The 22,952-nt window shown below is 28.2% G+C and carries 22 protein-coding genes; 3 read left to right on the top strand and 19 right to left on the bottom strand.

The window, feature by feature from the left end; all coding sequences use genetic code 11:
* Positions 1 to 35: 35 nt before the first annotated feature.
* Entirely contained in the window at positions 36 to 1,226 is a 1,191-nt protein-coding gene (locus tag GOQ27_RS14890) for an acetate/propionate family kinase (protein ID WP_203367670.1), read from the bottom strand.
* 185 nt (positions 1,227 to 1,411) lie between these two features.
* On the opposite strand from GOQ27_RS14890, the gene GOQ27_RS14885 reads away from it, so the two are divergent.
* Together GOQ27_RS14885 and ylbJ are read left to right on the top strand one after the other, a co-directional pair.
* On the top strand, positions 1,412 to 2,644 hold the full coding sequence (locus GOQ27_RS14885) for a nucleotidyltransferase (RefSeq protein WP_203367669.1): 1,233 nt from the start codon (positions 1,412 to 1,414) through the stop codon (positions 2,642 to 2,644).
* 84 nt (positions 2,645 to 2,728) lie between these two features.
* Entirely contained in the window at positions 2,729 to 4,006 is a 1,278-nt protein-coding gene (gene ylbJ / locus GOQ27_RS14880; protein WP_203367668.1) for a sporulation integral membrane protein YlbJ, read from the top strand.
* Between the two features lie 8 nt (positions 4,007 to 4,014).
* Here the strand turns inward: ylbJ and GOQ27_RS14875 are convergent, their stop codons facing one another.
* The 6 genes from GOQ27_RS14875 to GOQ27_RS14850 form a co-directional block, all read right to left on the bottom strand.
* Positions 4,015 to 4,479: an ATPase gene (locus tag GOQ27_RS14875; RefSeq protein WP_203367667.1), complete on the bottom strand. Its 465-nt coding sequence runs from the start codon at positions 4,477 to 4,479 to the stop codon at positions 4,015 to 4,017.
* Between the two features lie 3 nt (positions 4,480 to 4,482).
* A complete protein-coding gene (coaD, locus tag GOQ27_RS14870) occupies positions 4,483 to 4,962 on the bottom strand; it encodes a pantetheine-phosphate adenylyltransferase (RefSeq protein WP_207751322.1) in 480 nt (159 codons plus the stop codon).
* Positions 4,963 to 4,976: 14 nt separating this feature from the next.
* On the bottom strand, positions 4,977 to 5,519 hold the full coding sequence (gene rsmD / locus GOQ27_RS14865) for a 16S rRNA (guanine(966)-N(2))-methyltransferase RsmD (RefSeq protein WP_203367666.1): 543 nt from the start codon (positions 5,517 to 5,519) through the stop codon (positions 4,977 to 4,979).
* Positions 5,520 to 5,774: 255 nt separating this feature from the next.
* Entirely contained in the window at positions 5,775 to 7,832 is a 2,058-nt protein-coding gene (gene recG / locus GOQ27_RS14860) for an ATP-dependent DNA helicase RecG (protein ID WP_203367665.1), read from the bottom strand.
* 160 nt (positions 7,833 to 7,992) lie between these two features.
* Positions 7,993 to 9,627, bottom strand: a complete 1,635-nt coding sequence (locus GOQ27_RS14855; protein WP_484477135.1) for a DAK2 domain-containing protein — start codon at positions 9,625 to 9,627, stop codon at positions 7,993 to 7,995.
* 12 nt (positions 9,628 to 9,639) lie between these two features.
* Positions 9,640 to 9,996: an Asp23/Gls24 family envelope stress response protein gene (locus GOQ27_RS14850; RefSeq protein ID WP_203367663.1), complete on the bottom strand. Its 357-nt coding sequence runs from the start codon at positions 9,994 to 9,996 to the stop codon at positions 9,640 to 9,642.
* A 239-nt stretch (positions 9,997 to 10,235) separates the two neighbouring features.
* Between GOQ27_RS14850 and rpmB the strand changes: the two genes are divergently transcribed.
* Entirely contained in the window at positions 10,236 to 10,427 is a 192-nt protein-coding gene (rpmB, locus tag GOQ27_RS14845) for a 50S ribosomal protein L28 (protein ID WP_203367662.1), read from the top strand.
* A gap of 45 nt (positions 10,428 to 10,472) precedes the next feature.
* Here the strand turns inward: rpmB and GOQ27_RS14840 are convergent, their stop codons facing one another.
* The 12 genes from GOQ27_RS14840 to priA form a co-directional block, all read right to left on the bottom strand.
* Positions 10,473 to 10,652 carry a hypothetical protein gene (locus GOQ27_RS14840; protein ID WP_203367661.1) on the bottom strand — a complete coding sequence of 60 codons (180 nt, stop codon included), beginning with the start codon at positions 10,650 to 10,652 and terminating at the stop codon, positions 10,473 to 10,475.
* 80 nt (positions 10,653 to 10,732) lie between these two features.
* Positions 10,733 to 11,377, bottom strand: a complete 645-nt coding sequence (locus tag GOQ27_RS14835) for a thiamine diphosphokinase (protein ID WP_203367660.1) — start codon at positions 11,375 to 11,377, stop codon at positions 10,733 to 10,735.
* 46 nt (positions 11,378 to 11,423) lie between these two features.
* On the bottom strand, positions 11,424 to 12,077 hold the full coding sequence (gene rpe, locus GOQ27_RS14830) for a ribulose-phosphate 3-epimerase (protein WP_203367659.1): 654 nt from the start codon (positions 12,075 to 12,077) through the stop codon (positions 11,424 to 11,426).
* Between the two features lie 2 nt (positions 12,078 to 12,079).
* A complete protein-coding gene (gene rsgA, locus GOQ27_RS14825; RefSeq protein WP_203367658.1) occupies positions 12,080 to 12,955 on the bottom strand; it encodes a ribosome small subunit-dependent GTPase A in 876 nt (291 codons plus the stop codon).
* A gap of 11 nt (positions 12,956 to 12,966) precedes the next feature.
* Positions 12,967 to 14,892 carry a Stk1 family PASTA domain-containing Ser/Thr kinase gene (gene pknB, locus GOQ27_RS14820; RefSeq protein WP_203367657.1) on the bottom strand — a complete coding sequence of 642 codons (1,926 nt, stop codon included), beginning with the start codon at positions 14,890 to 14,892 and terminating at the stop codon, positions 12,967 to 12,969.
* A 15-nt stretch (positions 14,893 to 14,907) separates the two neighbouring features.
* A complete protein-coding gene (locus GOQ27_RS14815; RefSeq protein WP_203367656.1) occupies positions 14,908 to 15,645 on the bottom strand; it encodes a Stp1/IreP family PP2C-type Ser/Thr phosphatase in 738 nt (245 codons plus the stop codon).
* Between the two features lie 15 nt (positions 15,646 to 15,660).
* Positions 15,661 to 16,689 (bottom strand): dual-specificity RNA methyltransferase RlmN, encoded by a 1,029-nt coding sequence (gene rlmN, locus GOQ27_RS14810; protein WP_203367655.1) that lies wholly within the window; start codon positions 16,687 to 16,689, stop codon positions 15,661 to 15,663.
* Between the two features lie 56 nt (positions 16,690 to 16,745).
* Positions 16,746 to 18,086, bottom strand: a complete 1,341-nt coding sequence (gene rsmB, locus GOQ27_RS14805; RefSeq protein ID WP_203367654.1) for a 16S rRNA (cytosine(967)-C(5))-methyltransferase RsmB — start codon at positions 18,084 to 18,086, stop codon at positions 16,746 to 16,748.
* Between the two features lie 120 nt (positions 18,087 to 18,206).
* On the bottom strand, positions 18,207 to 18,956 hold the full coding sequence (locus GOQ27_RS14800; protein WP_252187862.1) for a DUF116 domain-containing protein: 750 nt from the start codon (positions 18,954 to 18,956) through the stop codon (positions 18,207 to 18,209).
* A gap of 16 nt (positions 18,957 to 18,972) precedes the next feature.
* The gene (gene fmt, locus GOQ27_RS14795; protein WP_203367653.1) at positions 18,973 to 19,905 is read right to left on the bottom strand and encodes a methionyl-tRNA formyltransferase; all 933 of its coding nucleotides are present in this window, start codon (positions 19,903 to 19,905) and stop codon (positions 18,973 to 18,975) included.
* A 5-nt stretch (positions 19,906 to 19,910) separates the two neighbouring features.
* A complete protein-coding gene (gene def, locus GOQ27_RS14790; RefSeq protein WP_203367652.1) occupies positions 19,911 to 20,360 on the bottom strand; it encodes a peptide deformylase in 450 nt (149 codons plus the stop codon).
* A gap of 11 nt (positions 20,361 to 20,371) precedes the next feature.
* A complete protein-coding gene (gene priA, locus GOQ27_RS14785) occupies positions 20,372 to 22,852 on the bottom strand; it encodes a primosomal protein N' (RefSeq protein WP_203367651.1) in 2,481 nt (826 codons plus the stop codon).
* Positions 22,853 to 22,952: the final 100 nt, after the last annotated feature.

Raw genomic sequence — 22,952 nt, 5'->3', positions numbered from 1 at the left:
TAATATTTCTATTATAATACATATCTAGTCATGTACTATATTAAAGATTTAGTATCTCGAGCAATCATTAACTCTTCATTTGTAGGAATAAGAAGAGCTTTAACTTTAGAATCAGTAGTACTGATTACTGTTTCTTTACCTCTTACTTTATTCTTATCTTTATCAATGCTTATACCCATAAAATCTAAACCTTCACATATTGCTTCTCTTGTTTCAGGAGAGTTTTCACCTAAGCCAGCTGTAAATACAACTGCATCAACTCCGCCCATAATTGCTGCATATGCACCAACATATTTCTTTACTCTCGCTGTAAATTTATCTAAAGCTAATTTAGCTCTATTATTTCCTTCTTCTGCTGCTTCTTCGATATCTCTAAAGTCACTACTTACTCCTGAAATACCTAAAACACCTGATTTTTTATTTAGTAATGTATTTATTTCACTAATACTCATATCTTCTTTTTCCATTAAATATATAATAATAGCTGGATCAATATCTCCACTTCTAGTTCCCATAGCTAATCCTTCTAATGGAGTGAATCCCATACTAGTATCGATAGACTTACCATTTTCAACAGCAGTTAAGCTTGCACCATTACCTAAATGACAAGTGATTATTTTTAAATCTTCAAGATCTTTACCTAAAATTGCAGCTGCTCTTTGAGATACATATTTATGAGATGTACCATGGAATCCATATCTTCTAATTCCATATTTCTCATATAACTCATATGGTAATGGATAAATGTAAGATGATTCTGGCATTGTTTGATGGAATGCAGTATCAAATACAGCTACCATAGGTGTACTTGGCATTAACTCTTTGCATGCTTGAATTCCCATGATATTTGGTGGGTTATGTAACGGTGCTAATTCAGAACATTCTTCAATAGCTTTTAATACTTCTTCATCAATTATTACAGAATCAGAGAATTTCTCTCCACCATGTACTACTCTGTGACCTACTGCATTTATTTCATCCATAGATTTAATAGCTCCATGATTTTCATCAACTAATGCATTTAATACTATTTCAATAGCTTTTTTATGATCGTCCATTGGTCTTTCGATAGATACACTTTCTTTCCCTGCAGGTTTATGTTTTACTATAGAACCCTCTATACCTATTCTTTCTGCTAATCCTTTAGCTAGTACTTCTTCATTTGTCATATCAATTAATTGATATTTAAGAGAAGAACTACCACAGTTAATTACTAAAATTTTCATATTCATCCTCCTAGCTTCTTATTCTAACATATTAATGTTATTATAATTTCAATAAAAAATCAACCTTATATCTATTGTCGAATTATTCAAAAAGAATATAAAGAGAATATAGTTTGATTATTCAACCGATTAATATGTATAATATTATTAACATTTATTTGATTTATAAACTTTAGGAGGCAAATATGAGAGTTGTAGGACTTATTACAGAATATAACCCTTTTCATAACGGACATAAGTATCACTTAGAACAGTCAAAAGTTCAAACAAATAGCGATTATAGTATAGCTTTAATGAGTGGAAATTTTGTTCAAAGGGGCGAACCAGCAATAGTAGATAAATGGCATCGGGCAAAGATGGCAATAGACTCTGGAGTAGATTTGGTATTAGAATTACCTACAATATATTCTACAATGAGTGCAGAGTTTTTTTCTTACGGAGCAGTAAGGTTGTTAAATTCTTTGAATGTAGTAGATTCTCTTTCCTTTGGAAGTGAGTCAAATGACATTGAGTATTTTGATAAAATTGCTAGTACTTTACTAAATGAATCAGAAAATTTTAAAAACATACTAAAGAATTATTTAGACAAAGGGTTATCTTTTCCCCAAGCTAGAACCAATACCTTAAAAGAAATTTTAAATGATAAAAATATAATTGATATTGTAAAAAGCCCAAATAACATCCTTGCAATAGAGTATATTAAAGCACTAAAGAAATTAAATAGTACTATTACCCCTCATTCCATTCAAAGAATAGTAGCAGACTATAACCAGGCTAATTTAACAGGAGAGATATCTAGTGCTACTTCAATAAGAAAGACTTTATTAACAGATAATTCTTTTATTAAAAATTCCTATGAAGCTATGTCTACTTCAACTCTAAAGCATATAGATCAATACCTTCATAAATACGGAAAGTTTAATCAACTGGCTAATTTCAATGATATTTTATTATACAAATTACGAACTATTAATCCTCAACATATGAGAAATCTTATTGATATAGAGAATGGATTAGAAAACCGAATAATAGAAGCATCTAATCAATCAAATAATATTATTTCTATTATTAGCTCAGTAAAAACAAAAAGATACACTTATACAAGATTGCAACGAATACTTACACATATTTTATTAGACATAAATTATGATAAAAACTACATATTAAACTTTCCTTTGTATGCCAGAGTACTAGGATCTAACTCAAAAGGGTTTAAAATAATTAATAAAATAAAATCTAATTCAGAAATTCCTATTATTAACAAAGTAGCTGATTATAAAAAAAGTAATAACAACCCTATGTTTGATTTAGATATAAAGGCATCTAATATTTATTTCTTAGGTACAAACAATAATACAAAAATTAAAAGTAATTTTGATTATTATATTTCACCATATATTAAACTAGCTAATAAATAAAAAGCTAGTTTTTTTATAATTAATAATAACATAATAGCACTCCCAAATAAATATAATATAATACACTTAAACTGGGGGTCTATAATGAATTATTTAATATATTCTATATCATTTTTTATTACTATATGGGTAATTAAACAATTACTAATATCTAAATTTAAAATTAAAGGATTAATTTACCCAATTCTTTTTGTAACACTAATTATACTTATAGTATTAAACCCTAAGAATTGTATAAAAGCTGCATTAGATGGTGTTAATATATGGTTTTTTACAGTATTACCTTCATTATTACCATTTTTTATACTTTCTGAAATAACTATTAGATTAGGTGTAGTAAAATTTATTGGTTCTTTAATGAGTCCATTGATGATTCCTTTATTTAATGTTCCTGGAGAAGGAGCTTTTATATTCACAATGAGTATAACCTCAGGCTACCCCGTAGGATCAAAACTTATATCAAGGCTTAGACTTGAAAATAAAATCACTAAAATTGAAGCTCAAAGATTAGCATCATTTTGTTCTACATCAGGTCCCTTATTCATGATTGGAGCAGTTTCGATAGGTATGTTTAATAATGAAATTTTTGGTATCATTATAGCTCTATCTCATTATTTAGGTGCTTTAACAGTAGGGTTACTCTTCAGATTTTATAAGTTCGGATATAATTCAAATTATCCAATTCATAAATATAAAAATATGGTTGCAGACTCATATAATAATTTAGTATCAAAAAAAAATATAGGTTCTATAATGTCTGACTCTGTTAATGATGCTATGAGTACAATTCTAGTAGTCGGTGGTTTTATAATATTTTATTCAGTAATAATAGAGATTTTAGATTCTCTAAATTTTATTCATATTATAACAAATATAATTAATAACCTAGGAATCTCTATAGATGGCAATGTTATAAAAGGATTTGTGTTTGGTCTTATTGAAATTACAAATGGATGTAAAATATTGTCTGAATCTATTAATAGTGGAAGCTTACTAGTTATCACCCTTGTAAGCATAATTATTGGATGGAGTGGTTTATCAATTCATAGTCAATCCCTTAGCTTCTTTTCTAAAACTGATATTAATAATAAAATATATATTTTTTCTAAAATGATTCATGGTTTATTCTCAGGAATATTTACAATCATTTTATACCATTTTATAAATACTAAATCTGTAAATGTATTTAGTAATACTGTGTTAATTAGCGCTAGACAATTATATTTTAAAGGTTTTATTAATAGTTTTTATATATCATCTAGATTAATATTCTTTATCTTGCTCCTTCTATTAGTATTATCTATAGGGTCAAAAATACTTTACTCTATTTATAAGTTTGTATTTAAAAAGGACCTATCATAGATAGGTCCTTACATTCCATTTAACTCTTCTCTATTATTTTCTAATGTTTCAATTAATGAACCTACGTCCCTTTGTAAGTTACCTAGTTCACCTTGTACTGTTCTTAGTAATTCATCTGCATATTCTTTAGCACCTAATCTTATATCTTTTGCATTACTCTGTGCTTTAGAAATTATCTCATCAGATCTATCTTGTGCTCTTTTTGTTATTTCATCCTTTTCAACCATTTCTTCTATATGTACTCTAGCTTCTTCAATAACAGTCTCTGCTTCTTTTTGAGCTTCAGCTAATATTCTTTGCCTTTCTTCTCTGATCCATTCAGCTTGCTTAATTTCATCTGGAAGTTTTATTCTTATTTCTTTTATTATTTCTAATAATTCATGTCTATCAACTAGAGCTTTACCAGATAAAGGTATAGTTGAACTATCTTCTAAAATATCCTCAATTTCATTTAATAATTTTAATAAATCCAATTACTATTCCCCCTTCATTTTTTGGTTTATTGCTTTTTCTACTATATCCGGTACTAATTTACTTATATCTCCATTAAATTTTGCCACTTCTTTAACTACACTAGAACTTACAAAAGAATATTTATTACTAGTCATTAAGAAAAAGGTTTCTATATCTTCATCTAGTAACGTATTGGTAAGAGCCATTTGGAATTCATATTCAAAATCTGAAACTGCTCTCAATCCTTTTATAAATATAGATATGTCTTTTTCCTTTGCATAATCAATTAACAAGCCTGTATAGCTATCAATTATTACATTATCTAAATCTTTTGTAGCTATCTCTAATAACTCAACTCTTTCTTTCACATCAAATAGAGCTTTTTTTGATGGATTATTTAGAACAGTTACGATAATCTTGTCAAATTTTTGACTAGCTCTCTTAATAATATCTAAATGGCCGTAAGTAACTGGATCAAAGCTTCCTGGATATATTGCAGTCATTTTTATTACCTCCTCTATTTCAAAAACGAAACACTTGTATCTCCATAATTTCTTGTATTTATACTATATTTATTACTAAAAGCTGTTAAATCTAATGCTTTCTCATGTTCTACTATGATTAAACCGTCTTTTGTTAACAAGTCATACTCTATTATAAATTCTATACTTTTTTCAACTAATCCTTTATCATAGGGAGGGTCTAAAAAAATGTAATTAAATCTAATACCCTTATTTCTTAATACTCTTAAAGCCTTATCATATGTATTCTTATAAACTTCTGATCTGTCATTGAACTTTGTTTTATTTATATTTTCTAATATTGTCTTATAGCTTGAAATATCACTATCTATAAAATAACTTTTTTTTGCTCCTCTACTTAAAAACTCTATTCCTATACTACCACTACCAGCAAAAAGATCTAATATAATAGAATCAGGATGAATATCTCCAATAATATTAAATAAAGTTTCTTTTACTCTATCTGTTGTTGGCCTAGTATTTGTTCCTTTGGGAGCTTTTAATTTATGTCCTTTTGCTATTCCCGTTATTACTCTCAAAATTAATTCCTCCAATAACTTAATAATTTTATTTTAGCATATTACACTTTTGGTTACAAAGTATAATTGAAAAATATGAATATTTATGTTGAAAATAGTATAAAATAACTAAGTAGCAAAATCTATTCCCCTTTTGCTATACCTTCATCTATCACTAAACTCTTTCATAACAAACCAGAATATAGTAAATTAAAAGAAAGATTATATAATCTTTCTTTTAATTTTATTTTCACATTATTATTATAACCATAATTATTAATTAAAAGAAATTTCTTTTAAATTTTCATTAATAAGTTTATCTACTCTATTTCTGATTTTTATATTTTTAGGCAAATTTAAAGTAGCATCCTCTAATAAAATTTTTTGAGCTTCTTTTTGAGCTATTTTAAGTATTTCCATGTCGGTAAATATATTAGCTATTTTAAGTTCAGGAATACCGTGTTGTTTTGTACCAAAAAATTCTCCTGGCCCTCTTAATTCTAGGTCTTTTTCAGATATTATGAATCCATCTGTTGTTTTTTCCATAATTCTCATTCTTTCTCTAGCAACTTTGTTTTTACTTTCATTTATTAATATGCAATAAGATTTATATTCTCCTCTACCAACTCTACCTCTAAGTTGATGTAATTGAGCTAGACCAAATCTTTCAGAATTCATTATAACCATAATATTTGAATTGGGTACATTTACTCCTACCTCAATAACTGTAGTGGATACTAAAATATCGATTTCTTTCTCTTTAAATTTATTCATAATGTCTTCCTTATCCGAGGGTTTCATTTTTCCATGTAATAAACCTACACTATATTTATCCTTATATAGCTCATCTATCTCTTGATAAACTTCTGTTGCAGACTGTAAATCTAAAGTTTCTGATTCTTCTACTAGAGGACAAACAATATAAGCTTGTCTTCCTTGAACTATTTGCTTCTTTACAAAATCAAATACTCTTGATTTCATAGTATTATTAACTGCATAAGTATCAATTTTTTTTCTTCCCGGTGGTAACTCATCTATTATTGATATATCCAAATCACCGTATAATATCATAGCTAAAGTTCTAGGTATAGGAGTTGCTGTCATTACTAATACATCAGGAGTTTTACCTTTTTCAGAGAGCTTTGCCCTTTGTCTTACACCAAATCTATGCTGTTCATCTGTTATAGCTAGTCCAAGTCTCTTAAAGTCTACTCCATCTTGAATCAAAGCATGGGTTCCTACTAGGATATCAATATTACCGTTTTTAACATCTTCTAAAATTCTTAATTTTTCTTTAGCACTCAAACTTCCAACTAAAAGTTCACATCTAATTCCAAAATCTTTCAACAGCTTATTTATTTCATCATAATGTTGAGTCGCTAATATTTCTGTAGGTGCCATCATCACCGACTGATATCCTGATACAGTAGATTTCAACATAGCCAATATTGCTATAATCGTCTTACCAGATCCAACATCTCCTTGAACTAATCTATTCATTACCTTAGTAGATTCCATATCTTGCTTTATTTCTTTAAAAACACGATATTGGGCTGATGTTAAGTTAAAAGGAAGCTTATTTAAAAATTCTTCACTTCTATCATACTTATGAAATTCAATTCCTACCTTATTTTCCCTCAATTTAGATTTAATTAAAAATAAACCTAACTGTAATATAAGAAATTCCTCGAAAACTAGACGATACTTTGACTTTTTATAAGTTTCCCTATCCGTAGGGAAATGTATGTTTTTAATAGCTTCATCTATAGATATTAAATTAAGCTCATCCCTCATTTTCAAGGAAAAAATTTCATCTAATTGGGATGTGTATGTTTTAATTGTACTTTTTATTATTTTTATCATTTCATTATTTGTAAGTTTATTTGTTAATGGATATATGGGTACAATGCTTCCTACTCTTGAATTATCTTTACCTTTACTGTATATAGGACTTTGTATTTGTATCTGTCCATAGGATATATTAACTCTACCATTTACTCTAATTACATCCCCCACTTTAAAAGTATTATTAATATAAGGTTGATTAAAGTAAACCATATAAGCCAAACCAGTATCATCTTTTATAGGTATCTTTGTAATAGATACACCTTTTTTAGGTCTTAATGTAACAGATGATCCGGAAACCTTAACATATAGAGTTACCTTCTCTTTATTTTTACAATCTCTTATTTTTGTAATACTGCTTCTATCCTCATAGTCTCGGGGAAAATAAAATAGTACATCATATATTTTTTTAATTCCTATTTTTTTAAGTTTTTCTGCACGTTTGGGTCCTACACCCTTTAAGTACTGGACAGAATCATATAAATTCATTAAATCACCTCTAAACTATTATAAACCTCTACGAACATATAAAAATAATTTGTATGTTCGTAGAAGTTTAATTTTAAACCAGATTGCAAAGTTTCTTAACCTGATTTTTAAATTTTTCTGATTTTATATAGAATAAAAGGAGATAGTAACCTATCTCCTTTTATTCTATAGATATTAAATAGTAATATAAAGGCTGACCACCATATATAGTCTCAACGTCTAAATCTTCAAATTCCTCTTGTAATTTTTCAGCTAATTCATTAGCATCTTTCTCTTCAACATCTTCTCCATAGAATAATGTTATTATATCATTATCTTCATCTACAGATTCTTTTAAAAGCTCTAAAGTAACTTCATTTATACTTGAACCTACTGCTTTTATATCTCCATTAGTAATTCCTATTATATCATCTTTTTTAATTTCTTTATTATTAATACTTGTATCCCTTACCGCATATGTTATCTGCCCTGTTATAATATTAGTTATGGCATCTTTCATATTTTCAAGGTTATCTTCTAGCTCTAATTCTTCATCAAAAGCCAATAAGGCAGATATTCCTTGTGGAATAGTCTTTGTTGATAATACCTCTATGTTTCTCTCACTAAGTTCCTTAGCTTGGTTTGCTGCCAATATAATATTACTATTATTTGGTAATATTATAATGTTTTCTCCTGTCACTTTATCAATTGCTGATAATATGTCCTCTGTGCTTGGGTTCATAGTTTGTCCACCAGAGATAATAAAATCTGCATTTAAATCTTTAAATACATTTTCTATTCCTTTACCCATACTAATTGTTATAAAGCTATATTTCTTATTATCTTTCTTATCTAATTGAGTAAGATCATTATCCTCTATATGTTGATTTCTATGTTGAAATCTCATATTATCAATTTTTATATCGATTAACTCACCAATTTTTAATGCTTCTTCTAATACTTCACCAGGGTTATTAGTATGGATATGAACTTTTATAACTCCTTCAGATCCAACTACTAACATTGAGTCACCATACTTTGATATATAATTTCTGAATTCTTCTGGCTGATATTCTGTTTTATTGATAATGAATTCAGTACAGTATCCAAATTTTATTTCACCATCTTCAGTAGCTTTTTGATGTATTTTAATTTCTTCCTTTTTAAAATCTTCATCACTTATCACAATTTCTTTTCCTGTGATAGCTTCCAATCCACCCTTAAGTATATAAATAAGTCCTTTTCCTCCAGCATCCACAACTCCTGCTTGTTTTAACACATCTAACATGTCTGGAGTTCTTCTCAAAGCATCTTCACCTTGTTCAATTACTTTCTCTAGGAAGGATTGTATGTCATCTTCAGTTCCTACTAGCTCTTGAGCCTTCTCTGCAACTTCTCTCGCTACTGTTAGTATTGTACCCTCAATAGGCTTCATTACAGCCTTATATGCTGTCTCAGAGGCTAGTTTAAAGGAATTTGCTAACGTCTCAACATCTATTACCTCTTTACCTTGCAATCCTTTGCTAAATCCTCTAAGTAATTGAGACAAAATTACGCCTGAATTTCCTCTTGCTCCCATTAATGAACCACTTGAGGCAGCTGAAGCAATGGATTCAATACTATCATTACTATTATTTCTTATATGTTTTACCGCTGATTGCATCGTAAGAGACATATTCGTACCTGTATCCCCATCCGGAACAGGGAAAACATTCAATGAATTTACTGTCTCCTTATTTTCATCTAATTTATTTGCAGCATTAACAAATGCTTTTTTTACAATAGTGCTTTTTAAGTATTCAATTTTCAAAACCACTTCCTCCTAACTCTACTTTTGAACTCTTACGCTTTGTACATGAACGTTTACTTTATCTACTTCCATACCAGTAAGGTTTTCTATATTATATTTAACTTTATCAATTATATTATTTGCAACAACAGAAATTTTAGTACCGAATTGTACCACTATGTATAGATCTATAGTTAATTTATTATCATTACTATGAACTTTTACACCTTTAGTTAGATGTTCTCGTTTTAATAACTCAACTAGTCCATCCTTTGCATTTTTAAGTGACATACCTACTAGACCATAACATTCAATAGCTGCCATTCCTGCTATTGAAGCTAATACATTATCATCGATATTAATATTTCCATATTGATTACTAATTTTTCCAGGCATCCCTTAGCCTCCTTTTATTCTTTATAATTATATATATATTTTACCCTATTATTGCCTACTCTTCAACTTATCATTCTAGTAAACTATTTACCCATCTCTATTAATATAATCAAAATCAAATAAAATTTCAACTTTTTATTGCAAAAACACTAATTTTTGTGTTAAAATAATTTGTGATAAAAATATTGATATTTACGAAATAGCTTCTTGAACCATTAGAAGTTAGGAGGTGTTTTAAAATGGCTAAATTCTGTGAAGTATGTGGAAAAGGTAAAGTAAGTGGAAATAATGTAACATTCTCAAAGCGTCATACAAGGAGAACTTGGAGTCCTAATATTAGAAAAGTAAAGGCAATAGTGGACGGTACGCCTAAAAGAATATATGTATGTACAAGATGTTTAAGATCTGATAAAGTACAAAGAGCATTATAATACATCATGGCTTCCCTGGGGAAGCCATTTTATATTATCTATGTTTTATAACATCCTAAAAAATGTCCAACCTAATAGAAGAAATAATACACCTAAAATTAATAACCAAACTCCAACCGGAACAACTTGAATTATTAATATTAAACCAATTACTCCCAAAATTATTCCTATTAGTCTGTTATATTTTTTTTTATAATAATAGCACTTTCTGACAAACCTTTTCATAAAATAATCCTCCTATATAGGATATTATATTTTATTATATTAATATTTAGAATTTCTGTGACAAAAAAAAGAGACTATTACTAGTCCCTTGATAGTATCAATAAACCTCTTCCTGAATCAATTTTTATAATTCCTTTTTCATCTATAAGTCTATTACTTATCCCATATGTAGATGATTTGAAGAACTTCTCATTTTTTGTATCATATTCAAATCCTTTAAGAGTTACACCTATTAAATCTTCTAATAAAGGAACTATCGAAACATAATCAAACTTGTTCTTAGTTAAAGTAATTTCTTTCTCTATTACTAAGATCTCATTATTATCATCAATAATTCTTGCTTTCACACCCCTATCAGATAATTTAAATAGTAGCATTATATTACCTAAAGAGTGATCCATTCTAGTTCCTAATACTCCTATCATGGTTATGTTTTTAATGCCTTGTTCAATTGCATAGTCTATAGATAACTCTAGATCAGTTTTATCTTTTTCAGGAGGAAATGTATACACTTTTGTTTCGCTATTTTTATAATACTCTAAGAGTTTTACACTTAAAGTATCAAAATCTCCCACTAAAACATCCGGTAAAATACCTATATCATATAAATACTTACCTGCACCGTCTGCAACGATGATTATATCAGAGTTATCAACTAAATCCATTACTCTCTTATTACTTAAAAAATTTCCTCCACCAATTATTAATGCATTAATAAATATCACCTCTATAATTAAATATTAACTCTTATCTTTAAGATAAGAGTTAATATTAGAATAATATTTCTTTGTATTTTTGTGTTTCCGACTTTATATCCTTTGCTTTAAATATCCCGGATCCCACCACAAAGATATTTGCTCCCCAACTTTTTATTTCTTCTATATTATCAAGTTTGACTCCACCATCAACCTGAATGTCAATATCTAGATTTTTTTCTTCAATTATAGATCTTAATTTCATAACTTTTTCTTTCATTTCTTTTATTAAGCTTTGACCACCAAATCCTGGATTTACTGTCATTATTAAAACCATGTCTAAATTTTCAAGGACATATTCTATAGTTTCAATTGGAGTAGCTGGATTTAAAGATACTCCTGCTTTTATTCCATGATTCTTGATTTGTTGTATTGTTCTATGGAGATGTACTGATGACTCTTGATGGACAGTTATAATATCAGCACCTGCATCTACAAAATCATCAATATATCTTTCAGGCCTTTCAATCATAAGATGAACATCAAAGGGTTTATTAGTAATTTTTCTTAAATTCTTTATAACAGGAGCACCAAAGGTTATATTAGGAACAAACAATCCATCCATTACATCTAAATGAATATAATCAGCTCCTCCTTCTACTATTTTATTTATCTCACTTTTCAGATCACTAAAGTCTGCTGAAAGTATTGACGGCGAAATTTTATACATATCTAGTACCTCCTAAAGTTCTTTATTTCATCTAAAAACATCAAATAATTATTATAACGTTCTTCACTTATTTTACCTTCTTCTAATGCGTCTTTAACACCACATTTTGGTTCTTTATAATGCTTACAATCATTAAATTTACAATCAACACTATATTCTAATATCTCTGGAAAATAATCTTGCAACTCATTTTCCTCAATAAAGTTGATATCCAAAGAACTAAATCCTGGAGTATCCACTACCCATCCACCAAAATACAATTCCATTAATTGAGAACTTCTTGTAGTATGTTTTCCTCTTTTTGTTTTTTCACTTATTTCTCCTGTCTGTAACTTTAAGTTAGGTTGAATAGTATTAAGTAAAGAGGATTTTCCCACTCCAGAGGGGCCTGCAAAAACTGATATCTTATCTTTTAATACTTTCTTAAGCTCTTCTATTCCTTCCTCTTGCTTTGTGCTTGTATTTATTATTTCGTACCCTGAATTGTTATAAATATTATTTATTTTTTCTAATTCATCTTTTTCTAATAAATCAATTTTATTGAAACAAATAACAGCATCTAAATTTTCTTTTTCTGCTAATATCAAAAACCTATCTAATAACCATAAATTAGGTGATGGATCTTTTAAGGCAAATACAATTATAACCTGATTAACATTAGCTACAGGTGGCCTTATTAAAACTGTGTCTCGCTCTTTAATTTCCATAATATAACCCATGTCATCTATATCATTTAATTCTATTAGTACCTTATCTCCTACTAGGGGCTTTATTTTATCCTTTCTAAATAATCCTCTAGCTTTGCATTCATATAATCCTTTATCTGTTTTCACATAATATAATCCGCCGATACCTTTTATGATTATACCTTCAAGCATGTATTTTCCCCCTAAAACTTAACATCTTTAGTTTGTGCTTCTTCACCATCATAATACACAGTAATAGTTACATCACCTTCGCCTGTAATAGATGTTTCAAATTCTTTTTCTGAAGTATTATGAACTTCTTCATAGACTAGTTCTCTCTCTCCATCTTCTGTTTTATATACCTGAACTTGAACATCTCTATCTTCTTCAGATTTTGGTAATTTGAACTTAAAGTTTTTTGTTACTGGTTCTTCTTCTGGCTCTGGCTCTGGAGCAGGTTCTGTTCCTTTGCTAATACTGATATTTATTGCAGTGCCTTCTTCTACTTCTTTGCCTGATGGTTGACTTTGCTCATAAACAATTCCTTCTGGAACTCTTTCATTAAACTCATAGGTTATATCTCCCAATTTCAGATCATAGGCTGACAAACTATTTTTTGCTGAATCCACATTAGATCCAATCAATGTTGGAACTGTGGTAAGCTTTGATTCGGGGCCTTTGCTAATAACATAATCAACTTTACTCCCTTTTGCAACTTCTTCTCCCGCTTCTGGAGATTGACTTATAACTATATTTACTGGCAAATCACTGAATTCTTCAGTTACATTACCTTTCTTCAAATCCTTATCATTCAATAGTATTTCTGCATTATTGTAATATTGACCAGCTATTTTGGGTATTGTTACTACCTCTATTCCTTGACTTATGATTACATCTATTACACTTCCCTCAATAGCAGTTCTGCCCTCATTTTTACTCTGTTCTATTATTATACCTTTTTCATATTCTGAATTATATTCTTCTTTTACTACCGATATATTTAGCCCTAATTCTTCTGCTTTTAACTTAGCCTCTTCTACTGTGCTTCCTATAAAATTAGGTACTTGTACTTCGTCGTCATTTAAATAACCCTGCAACAAGAAAAATCCCAAAGCTGCTCCAGCAGTAATTAAAAATGCTAATATAATAGCTAGGGTTGCTACTCTTTTTTTCTTTTTGCTATTTTTCTTATTATTTCTTTTTGGTGATGATTCAGTGACTTTATTATTATTTATACTTTCATCATCAATAATAGGCATAGCTTGAGTCGGGCTATCTTCAAAATCATTAAATAAAATAACATCATCTTCTAAATTGTTTTTTGATAATCTTAGATCCTTTAATAGTTCCTCAGCAGTATCATATCTTAATGATTTATCTTTTTGAGTTGATTTTCTAATAATTTTATCTATATTTAACGGTATTGAATTATCGATTTCTCTTGGAGGTTTAATTGGATCTTGAATATGCATTAGAGCAACAGATATTGGACTATCACCATCAAATGGTAATATACCAGTTATCATTTCATACATTACTATACCCAATGAATAAATATCTGATTTTGCGTCAGTATATCTTCCCTTAGCTTGCTCAGGAGAAGAATAATGTACTGATCCAATAGTATTGCTTGTTTGAGTTATTGTAGAGCTAGTTACTGCCCGAGCTATACCAAAATCAGTTACCTTAACCTGACCATCCTTTGTTATCATAATATTATGAGGCTTTATATCTCTATGAATAATATGGTTTTCATGGGCATGGTTTAAAGCCTCCGCTATGTGAGTAGATATATTTATTACTTCTAAAGGTTTAAGTTTACCATTATTTCTTATATGTTGTTTTAATGTTATTCCATTAATATATTCCATTACAATATAGTAAGTATCATCTTCCTCTCCTACATCATATATATTTACTATATTAGGATGAGATAAACTAGCTGCTGCTTGTGATTCTCTGTTAAACTTTTTAATAAACTCTTCATCATGAACAAATTCTTTTCTTAATACTTTTATAGCAACAAATCTATTTAGTAGACGACATCTTGCTTTATACACTAAAGCCATACCGCCCCCACCTATTTTTTCAATAATTTCATATCTATTACCTAAAGTTTTTCCTATCATAATATCTCCCCTTTATTACTTATCAACCTTTATAATTATTACAGTAGAGTTGTCATATCCCCCATTATCGTTGGCCTTATTTATAAGAGCATCACAGATAACTTGAATATCTTCAGTAGTATTTATTAATTCAATAATCTCCCTTTCACTAACCATATTGGTTAATCCATCTGTACATAATAATATAATATCATTTTTCTGCAAATCATAAGTGTAAATATCTATTTCAATATCATTGTTAGTACCTAGTGCTCTAGTAATTATATTTTTTTGAGGATGATTAATTGCTTCTTCTTCTGTGATAGTACCATTTCTAACCAATTCTGCAACCAAAGAGTGATCTTTAGTTAATCTAGTTATCATATTGTCCCGTGCTATATAGGCTCTACTATCTCCTATATGTCCAATATATAGTTTGTTTTTATAAATACAACCCATTGTAACAGTTGTACCCATACCTTTATAGGATTTGTTTTCATTAGCAGCTTTAAATATCTCTTCATTACTTAGAGTCAAAGATTTTTTAATAAAGCTTTCAATAGATAACTTTTCTTCTAATAACTTATTTAGGTATATATCAGCATTAGTCTTTATTATCTCAATAGTAATCTCACTTGCTATCTCGCCTCCATTATGTCCACCCATTCCATCTGCTACAGCAAAAATTGGTAGTTCATCATAATGATTAATATAATAAGAGTCTTGATTGGTATCCCGTACCTTTCCCACATGAGAACATGATCCACAGTTCATAAAAACCCCCCCAAATTAATATTTCATATAATCACTTCTTAACTGTCCACAAGCAGCATTGATATCTGCTCCCATTTCTCGTCTAATAGTTGCATTAATTCCTTTTTTAGTTAATAATTCTTTAAATTCTTTTGCATAATTAGATGTAATTAAATTACTTTCCTTTATAGGATTTAAAGGTATGATATTGACATGGCATAACATTCCTCTAAGTAATTCAGATAATTTTTCTGCATCTTCTTTTCTATCATTAACATTGTTTATAAGAGTATATTCAAAAGTCACTCTTCTATTAGTTGTATTAATATAATACTTAGTAGCATCAATTATTTCTTCTATAGTGTACTTATTCGCAATAGGCATTATCTTTCTTCTTTCAGCATCAAAAGATGAGTGTAGTGATATAGATAAAGTTATTGGGATGTTTTCTTCTGCTAATTTATATATTTCTGGAACTAGTCCACAAGTTGATAAAGTGATATTCCTATTACTTAAATTTTGACCATCTTTATCATTTAATAATCTTATAAATTTAATGACGTTATCATAATTATCTAAGGGTTCACCAGAACCCATAAGTACAATATTACTTATTTCTTCATTTATATCTTTTTTTATTTTATAGACTTGATCTAAAATTTCTGAGGGACTTAAATTTTTTACTAAACCCTCTTTAGTAGATGCACAAAATTCACATCCCATTTTACAACCTACTTGAGTAGATAAACATAAAGAATTTCCATGTTTATATTTCATTCTTACACTTTCTATTATATTACCGTCTTCTAATAAAAATAAATATTTTATTGTATTATCTAGTTTAGATTCAAATTTCTTTAATATTTTAATATTTCCTATATAATATTCATTTTCTATCTTCTCTTTCAATTTATCAGAAAATACGGTTATATGTTCTATTTCTTCAATTAATTTTTCATGAATCCATTTAAATAATTGTTTTGCTCTAAATGACTTCTCACCAAGGGAAGTTAATATTTCTTTTAATTCCTCCAGGTTACAGGATTTTAAATCTATTTTTTTCAAATATATCCTCCTAACTTAAATTTCATTGAAAATATTATATCATATTTAACTCTAAATTATTTAATTCTCTTTAGTTTTGCAATAAAGAAACCATCAGTTCCATGGATATTAGGGTATAACTCAATATATCCTTTTTTTAAACTTTCATTATCATCCATATCTACTGTGTTAATTTCCACTAATGAATATTCATCATTTAATTTTAAAAATTCATTTATAACATTCATATTTTCTTTTTTTGTTAATGTACATGTACTGTATATTAATATTCCATTAGTTTTTACATATTCTGCTGCATTTCTCAAAATTGTTATTTGCATTTTTGATAGAGTATCTAAATCACCAATGCTCTTATTCCATCTTATATCAGGTTTTCTTCTTAAAAGCCCTAACCCAGAGCAAGGTGCATCAACTAAACAATAATCTACGGATTTCTTCAATGAGTCATCAAATATTAAAGCATCATACTCCTCAGTATTTATTATATCAATATTTAGTCTTAATGCATTCTTGTTAATAAGATCTAATTTATGATCAAAAATATCTCTTGAGATTATCTTTCCTCTATTATTCATTGCTTCAGCTATATGGGTAGCCTTACCTCCAGGACCACTGCAAATATCCAGTACTATGCTACCCTCTTTTGGATCCATGACCTGGGCTACAAGCATGGAACTTTCATCTTGAATAGTAAAATAACCTTCTTTAAATTCTTTTAACTCTGTGATATTTCTTGGCTTACTAACTATTAACCCATCCTTTGAGTAATTTGTTTTTTCTGCTAATATATCATGACTATTTAATATCTGAATTAATTCATCTCTGGTAACGATATTTCTATTTACTCTTACACTTAAAGGGGGATTTGTATTATTGGATTTTAATAGTTCTTCTGTAAAACTCTCTCCAAAATCCTTTATAAAAACTTCCACTATCCATTTTGGATGAGAATATTTAATTGATAAATACTCAATTAAATTATTTTTCTTATTAGGTAAGTATTCTTTACTTTTATTTCTTGAAGCATTTCTCAATATTCCATTTACATATCCAGATAGTCGTTTTTTATTAAAGCTTTTTGTTAGATCTACTGATTCATTACAAGCAGCTCTATCAGGTACATGCTCCATAAAATAGATTTGATAAACACCTATACGCAAAATCTGTAGTATAATAATATCTATTTTATTGTATTTAGTCCTTGATAAATTCTTTATGATATTGTCTATATAAAGCTTATTTTCTAACACTCCATATACTAACTCCCTTATTAGATTTTCATCTCTTATGTCCTTAACTACCTTGACTCTTTTATTAATCTCAATATTAGAAAATGCTTTTAATTCCTCTACTGAATGTAATATTTCCACTGCAATTTTTCTAGCATTATAATTCATTTACATCCTCCCATTTTATATAATTGGTTATAAGTTATGTATAATCATTTTATAATTCCTTTAAAAATAAATTAATTATAAAAAAAGGGGTATTTCCCCTTTTAATTATATTTGCTTATATTATATGTCTTTTATAAAAAATTTAATAGCCTCTTCTAAACTATCTATACTAACTTTAGTATTTATGCATGGACCATTAGGTCTCTCATTAATAACTCCTATCACTGGTAACCGTTTTACATCATTAATCCCACTAGATAAATCTCTTTCACAAGCAACAGCAACTATTGCTTTAGGTCGTAAACTCATAATCCATTTTCTTGCTAAGGTACCTCCAGTTGCTACTACAACATTAAAACCATACTCTTCTTTTAGTTTGATTATTTTATCTATATCACATTTCCCACACTTTACACAATTATTAATATCATTTGTTATTTTATACTTACATTCAGAATACTGAATGCAATGAGGCAATAATATTAATAAATCTTGTGGTTTTATTTTAATATTTTTTGATTTTATTAATAAATTATTTATTTTTGTATATATTAATCTGATTTTATCTTTATCTATTCTTGTTATTCTAGCTAGTGCTACTAGTATTGGATAATATAAAGATACAGAATAATATAATATCTTAGATTCTATCTTATTTAACTTTTTTTCTTTAAAAAGTTTTAATGTAAATATAATTATCAAAAAGATACTTATTAATACTAACGAAAATATAAATGAAAATATTAAAACAATATCTTTTATTAATGTAAAATTATCTGTTAAACTTATTGATAGTCCTATTATTAACATTATAGAAATTATTAAAACCATATATGAAAGCACTATTATGAAACTTTTTTCTTCCTTCAATTCATCACATCCAAATTTACTTACTTAATTTTTTTCCTATTTCAATAGTATTCCCCTTTAAAAAGTCCTTTACTTTCATTCTTTTCTTACCAGGAAATTGAATTTCTTCAATAATTATAACTCCATTTGAGACTTTGACATAGATTCCTTCATCCTGAACTTTTACTATTTCTCCCTTTGTACCACTAAAAGTCTCATTCAATGTATCTACTTTGTATATTTTAAATTTATTTCCATCATAATAGCTATATGCTACAGGCCAAGGGTTTGTACCTCTTACTAGATTTTTAATGTCCTCCTTATTTATATCCCAGTCAATTTCCCCTAATGTTTTATCCATCATTGGAGCATAAGTAGATAAATCATGATTTTGTTTTTCTGGTATTATTGTATTATTTTCAAGGCCATCTAATGTTTTAATGATTAGCTCTGCCCCTATATTCATTAATTCATCATGAAGTTCTCCAGCTGTCATATCTTCAGGTATTAAAATCTTTTCTTTTAAAAGCATATCCCCACTATCAAGACCTTTTTCCATTATCATCGTAGTTATTCCTGACTCTTTTTCACCATTTATTATAGCCCAATTTATTGGTGCAGCTCCTCTATATTTAGGTAGCAGAGAAGCATGTATATTAACACAACCATATTTAGGGATATTTAGAATATTCTCCTTCAATATCTGTCCATAAGCTACTACTACAATTACATCTGGATTTATATTACTAATCTTTTCAAAACTTTCAGGAGTATTTATATTCATTGGTTGATAAATTTCTAATCCCAATTCTACCCCTTTACTTTTAACAGGGGTAGGAAGTAATTTCTTGCCCCTACCCTTTGGTTTATCAGGTTGTGTTATTACTAATTCTATAGAGTGACCTTCATTATGCAGTTTTTCAAGAGCTGGAACTGCAAAATCTGGTGTACCCATAAACACTATATTCATAAAACCTACTCCTCTTCTTTTTCTAATTTATCAATATATAGTACTCCATCTAAGTGATCAATTTCATGACATAATGCCCTAGCTAATAAACCATCTGTTTCTATAATTATATCTTCACCATTAATATCCATATATTTAACCTTTACTCTCTCTGGTCTCTTTACCATACCAGATTCATCAGGTATGCTTAAACATCCTTCTACGTCTATGGATTCTCCCTTTTGTTCAATTATTTCAGGGTTTATAAGTTTTATTGGTCCTTCACCAATATCAATAACTACAGCTCTTTTTAATATACCAATTTGAGGGGCTGCTAGTCCTATTCCATCCTCTTTATACATTGTATCAACCATATCATCTAATAAAGTTAATAACCTATCATTTATATTTTCGATTTTTCTAGACTTCTTTCTTAAAACTGGATCGCCTACAAATCTTAATTGTCTAATTGCCATTTTAATACCTCCTATATAACTGAATTTGGATTAATATCTATGCTAATCGTAATTTGATTTATAGGTATATTATACTTATTTTTAATACATACCCAATATATGATATTCTTTATCATATTTAAATCTTTATCATTAGCTTTTACTAATATTTGCCATCTATACTTGTTTTTTATTTTCGGTATAGGTGCAGGATTTGGCCCCACTATACTATTATTTATGTCAAATTTACTATTCTTATACTCTATATTTTTTATTATAACATCTGAGACCCTCTTTGTTATATTTTCTAATGATTTTTGATTTGTACTACTGAATACTATAGATATTATATTAGTAAAGGGTGGATAATTAAATGCTTTCCTTAACTGTATTTCCTCTTCATAAAATCCTTTATAATCATGCTGCTTTGCATAGAGTATACTATAGTGATTAGGATCATATGTTTGAATTATTACACTCCCCTTATCTTCACCTCTTCCTGCTCTACCAGCCACCTGAGTAAGTAATTGAAAAGTCCTCTCAGAAGCTCTAAAGTCAGGTAAATTAAGTGTCAAGTCTGCAGCTACTACACCTACTAAGGTTACATTAGGAAAATCTAATCCCTTTGAAATCATTTGTGTACCCACTAATATATCAACTTTCTTATTTCTAAACCTATTTAATATTTCCTCATGGCTATTTTTTTTACTAGTGGTATCTAAATCCATTCTTTCTACTGGATTTTTTTCAAAGTTTTCCTTTACAATTTCTTCAACTCTCTGAGTTCCAATACCAAAGTATTTTATATATTTACTTTCACAGTCAGGACATATTTCAGGAGGTTTCTTAGCAAATCCACAGTAATGGCACTTAAGCCAACCTTTATTTTTGTGATAAGTTAATGAAATATCACAATGAGGGCATTTCTCTACATAGCCGCATTTTCTACAAGAAATAAAAGTAGAAAAACCTCTTCTATTTAAAAATAAAATTACCTGATTATTATTATTTAAACTACTATTAATTTCACTATATAAATCCTCACTAATAATTGATTTATTGCCTTTCTCTAATTCGTATCTCATATCGATTATTTTTACATCAGGCATATTCTGATTATTAGCTCGTTTATTCATTTCAATTAAATTATATACACCATTTTTAGCTAAATAATATGAATTTATAGATGGAGTAGCTGATCCTAAAACCAATACCGAACTTTCTAACTCACATCTTTTTTCAGCTACTTTTATAGTATCATATTTAGGATTCATACTTGATTTATAACTATTTTCATGTTCTTCATCTATTATAATAATACCTAAATTACTGAAAGGTGCAAACACAGCAGATCTAGCTCCTATTGCTATATCTACTTTACCTTCTTTTATTTTTCTCCATTGATCATATCTCTCGCCTAAAGAAAGTTTACTATGAAGAATAGCTATTTTTTTACCAAATCTACTTACAAACCTCTCTACAGTCTGAGGTGTTAGAGAAATTTCTGGAATCAATACTATAGCTTGTTTATCTTCACTTAATACTTTTTCGATTAATTGTAAATATACTTCTGTTTTTCCACTACCTGTAACACCATGAATTAGAAATTTATCATCAAATTCTTTTATTATACTATCATATATTATTTCGTGACAAATTCTTTGTTCTTCAGTTAGAATTTTATTGTTTGTTTTATTGAATTCTTTATTCAGTATTTCTCTAGTTACTTCCTGATCAACTATTTTTATCATTTTTTTATCTTCTAGGGCTCTAATAGATGAATTATTTGAATTAGTCATTTCTATGAGCTCAGATAGCTTAATAACGCTATAATCCTTTAAAAAAATAATAATCTCTTTTTGTTTATGAGCTCTACTATTAATCTTTTTTAAGGCTTCCGACATATTTTCATTATCAAAAAGTTTTAATACAAATTTTTCAGATTTCTTATTAACTTCCTGTTCTATTTTGGTTTCAATATCAATAATACCTTTATTAATTAAGGATTTTATACTGCTATGAATATGGTTTATCTCTAAATGTTTCTTTAAATTCTCTAGAGATTCTCCATTATTTTCCTTTAAATAATCTAATATTTTCTTTTGATTATTTGATTGTATATCATCCATTTTTTCCTCAGCAGAATCTAATAGATAAATACACTGTTTAACTTTTTGAGTGATACCGGTAGGCATTATTGTTTTAAACACTTCAATATATTGTGCTAGGTACTCTCGCCTCATCCATATTCCTAACTCTATTAACTCTTTAGATAGAATAGGATCTTCATCTATTATGTCACTTATATTTTTCAACTTTTTCTCATCAAAATTAATTGAATTTGTTATATTTATTATTAAACCTTGTAAAGATTTATTACCTTTACCAAAAGGAACCATAACTCTCATTCCTATTTTAACCCTATCCTTCATATCAAATGGTATTTTATATGTATAAAGGGTATCAGTGTTAGAGCTCTGATTGTCTACTATTATTTCTGCAAATATACCCATTTATATCAGCCTCTCCAAGTTTTTGTTTACTCTATTATATCAAATTTCATTATAAGCGGTTTACATTTTATCATAAAAAATTGAAGCTAGTAAACTAGCT

The organism is Anaeromonas frigoriresistens (genome assembly GCF_016820655.1).
GTDB lineage: Bacteria > Bacillota > Clostridia > Tissierellales > SIT17 > Anaeromonas > Anaeromonas frigoriresistens.
Note: the sequence above shows the minus strand (reverse complement) of the source record. Positions and strands in the feature narration are given on the sequence as shown.

Excerpts from the sequence above, each read along its gene's own strand:
- fmt (WP_203367653.1), bottom strand. The coding sequence starts at position 19,905 with ATGAATATAGTGTTTATGGGTACACCAGATTTTGCAGTTCCAGCTCTT.
- rsgA (WP_203367658.1), bottom strand. The coding sequence starts at position 12,955 with ATGCTTGAAGGTATAATCATAAAAGGTATCGGCGGATTATATTATGTG.
- recG (WP_203367665.1), bottom strand. The coding sequence starts at position 7,832 with ATGAATTTATATGATTCTGTCCAGTACTTAAAGGGTGTAGGACCCAAA.
- pknB (WP_203367657.1), bottom strand. The coding sequence starts at position 14,892 with ATGATAGGAAAAACTTTAGGTAATAGATATGAAATTATTGAAAAAATA.
- rpmB (WP_203367662.1), top strand. The coding sequence starts at position 10,236 with ATGGCTAAATTCTGTGAAGTATGTGGAAAAGGTAAAGTAAGTGGAAAT.
- def (WP_203367652.1), bottom strand. The coding sequence starts at position 20,360 with ATGGCAATTAGACAATTAAGATTTGTAGGCGATCCAGTTTTAAGAAAG.
- GOQ27_RS14850 (WP_203367663.1), bottom strand. The coding sequence starts at position 9,996 with ATGCCTGGAAAAATTAGTAATCAATATGGAAATATTAATATCGATGAT.
- GOQ27_RS14885 (WP_203367669.1), top strand. The coding sequence starts at position 1,412 with ATGAGAGTTGTAGGACTTATTACAGAATATAACCCTTTTCATAACGGA.
- priA (WP_203367651.1), bottom strand. The coding sequence starts at position 22,852 with ATGGGTATATTTGCAGAAATAATAGTAGACAATCAGAGCTCTAACACT.
- rpe (WP_203367659.1), bottom strand. The coding sequence starts at position 12,077 with ATGTATAAAATTTCGCCGTCAATACTTTCAGCAGACTTTAGTGATCTG.
- rsmB (WP_203367654.1), bottom strand. The coding sequence starts at position 18,086 with ATGAATTATAATGCTAGAAAAATTGCAGTGGAAATATTACATTCAGTA.
- GOQ27_RS14840 (WP_203367661.1), bottom strand. The coding sequence starts at position 10,652 with ATGAAAAGGTTTGTCAGAAAGTGCTATTATTATAAAAAAAAATATAAC.
- coaD (WP_207751322.1), bottom strand. The coding sequence starts at position 4,962 with ATGACTGCAATATATCCAGGAAGCTTTGATCCAGTTACTTACGGCCAT.
- ylbJ (WP_203367668.1), top strand. The coding sequence starts at position 2,729 with ATGAATTATTTAATATATTCTATATCATTTTTTATTACTATATGGGTA.
- GOQ27_RS14890 (WP_203367670.1), bottom strand. The coding sequence starts at position 1,226 with ATGAAAATTTTAGTAATTAACTGTGGTAGTTCTTCTCTTAAATATCAA.
- GOQ27_RS14815 (WP_203367656.1), bottom strand. The coding sequence starts at position 15,645 with ATGAACTGTGGATCATGTTCTCATGTGGGAAAGGTACGGGATACCAAT.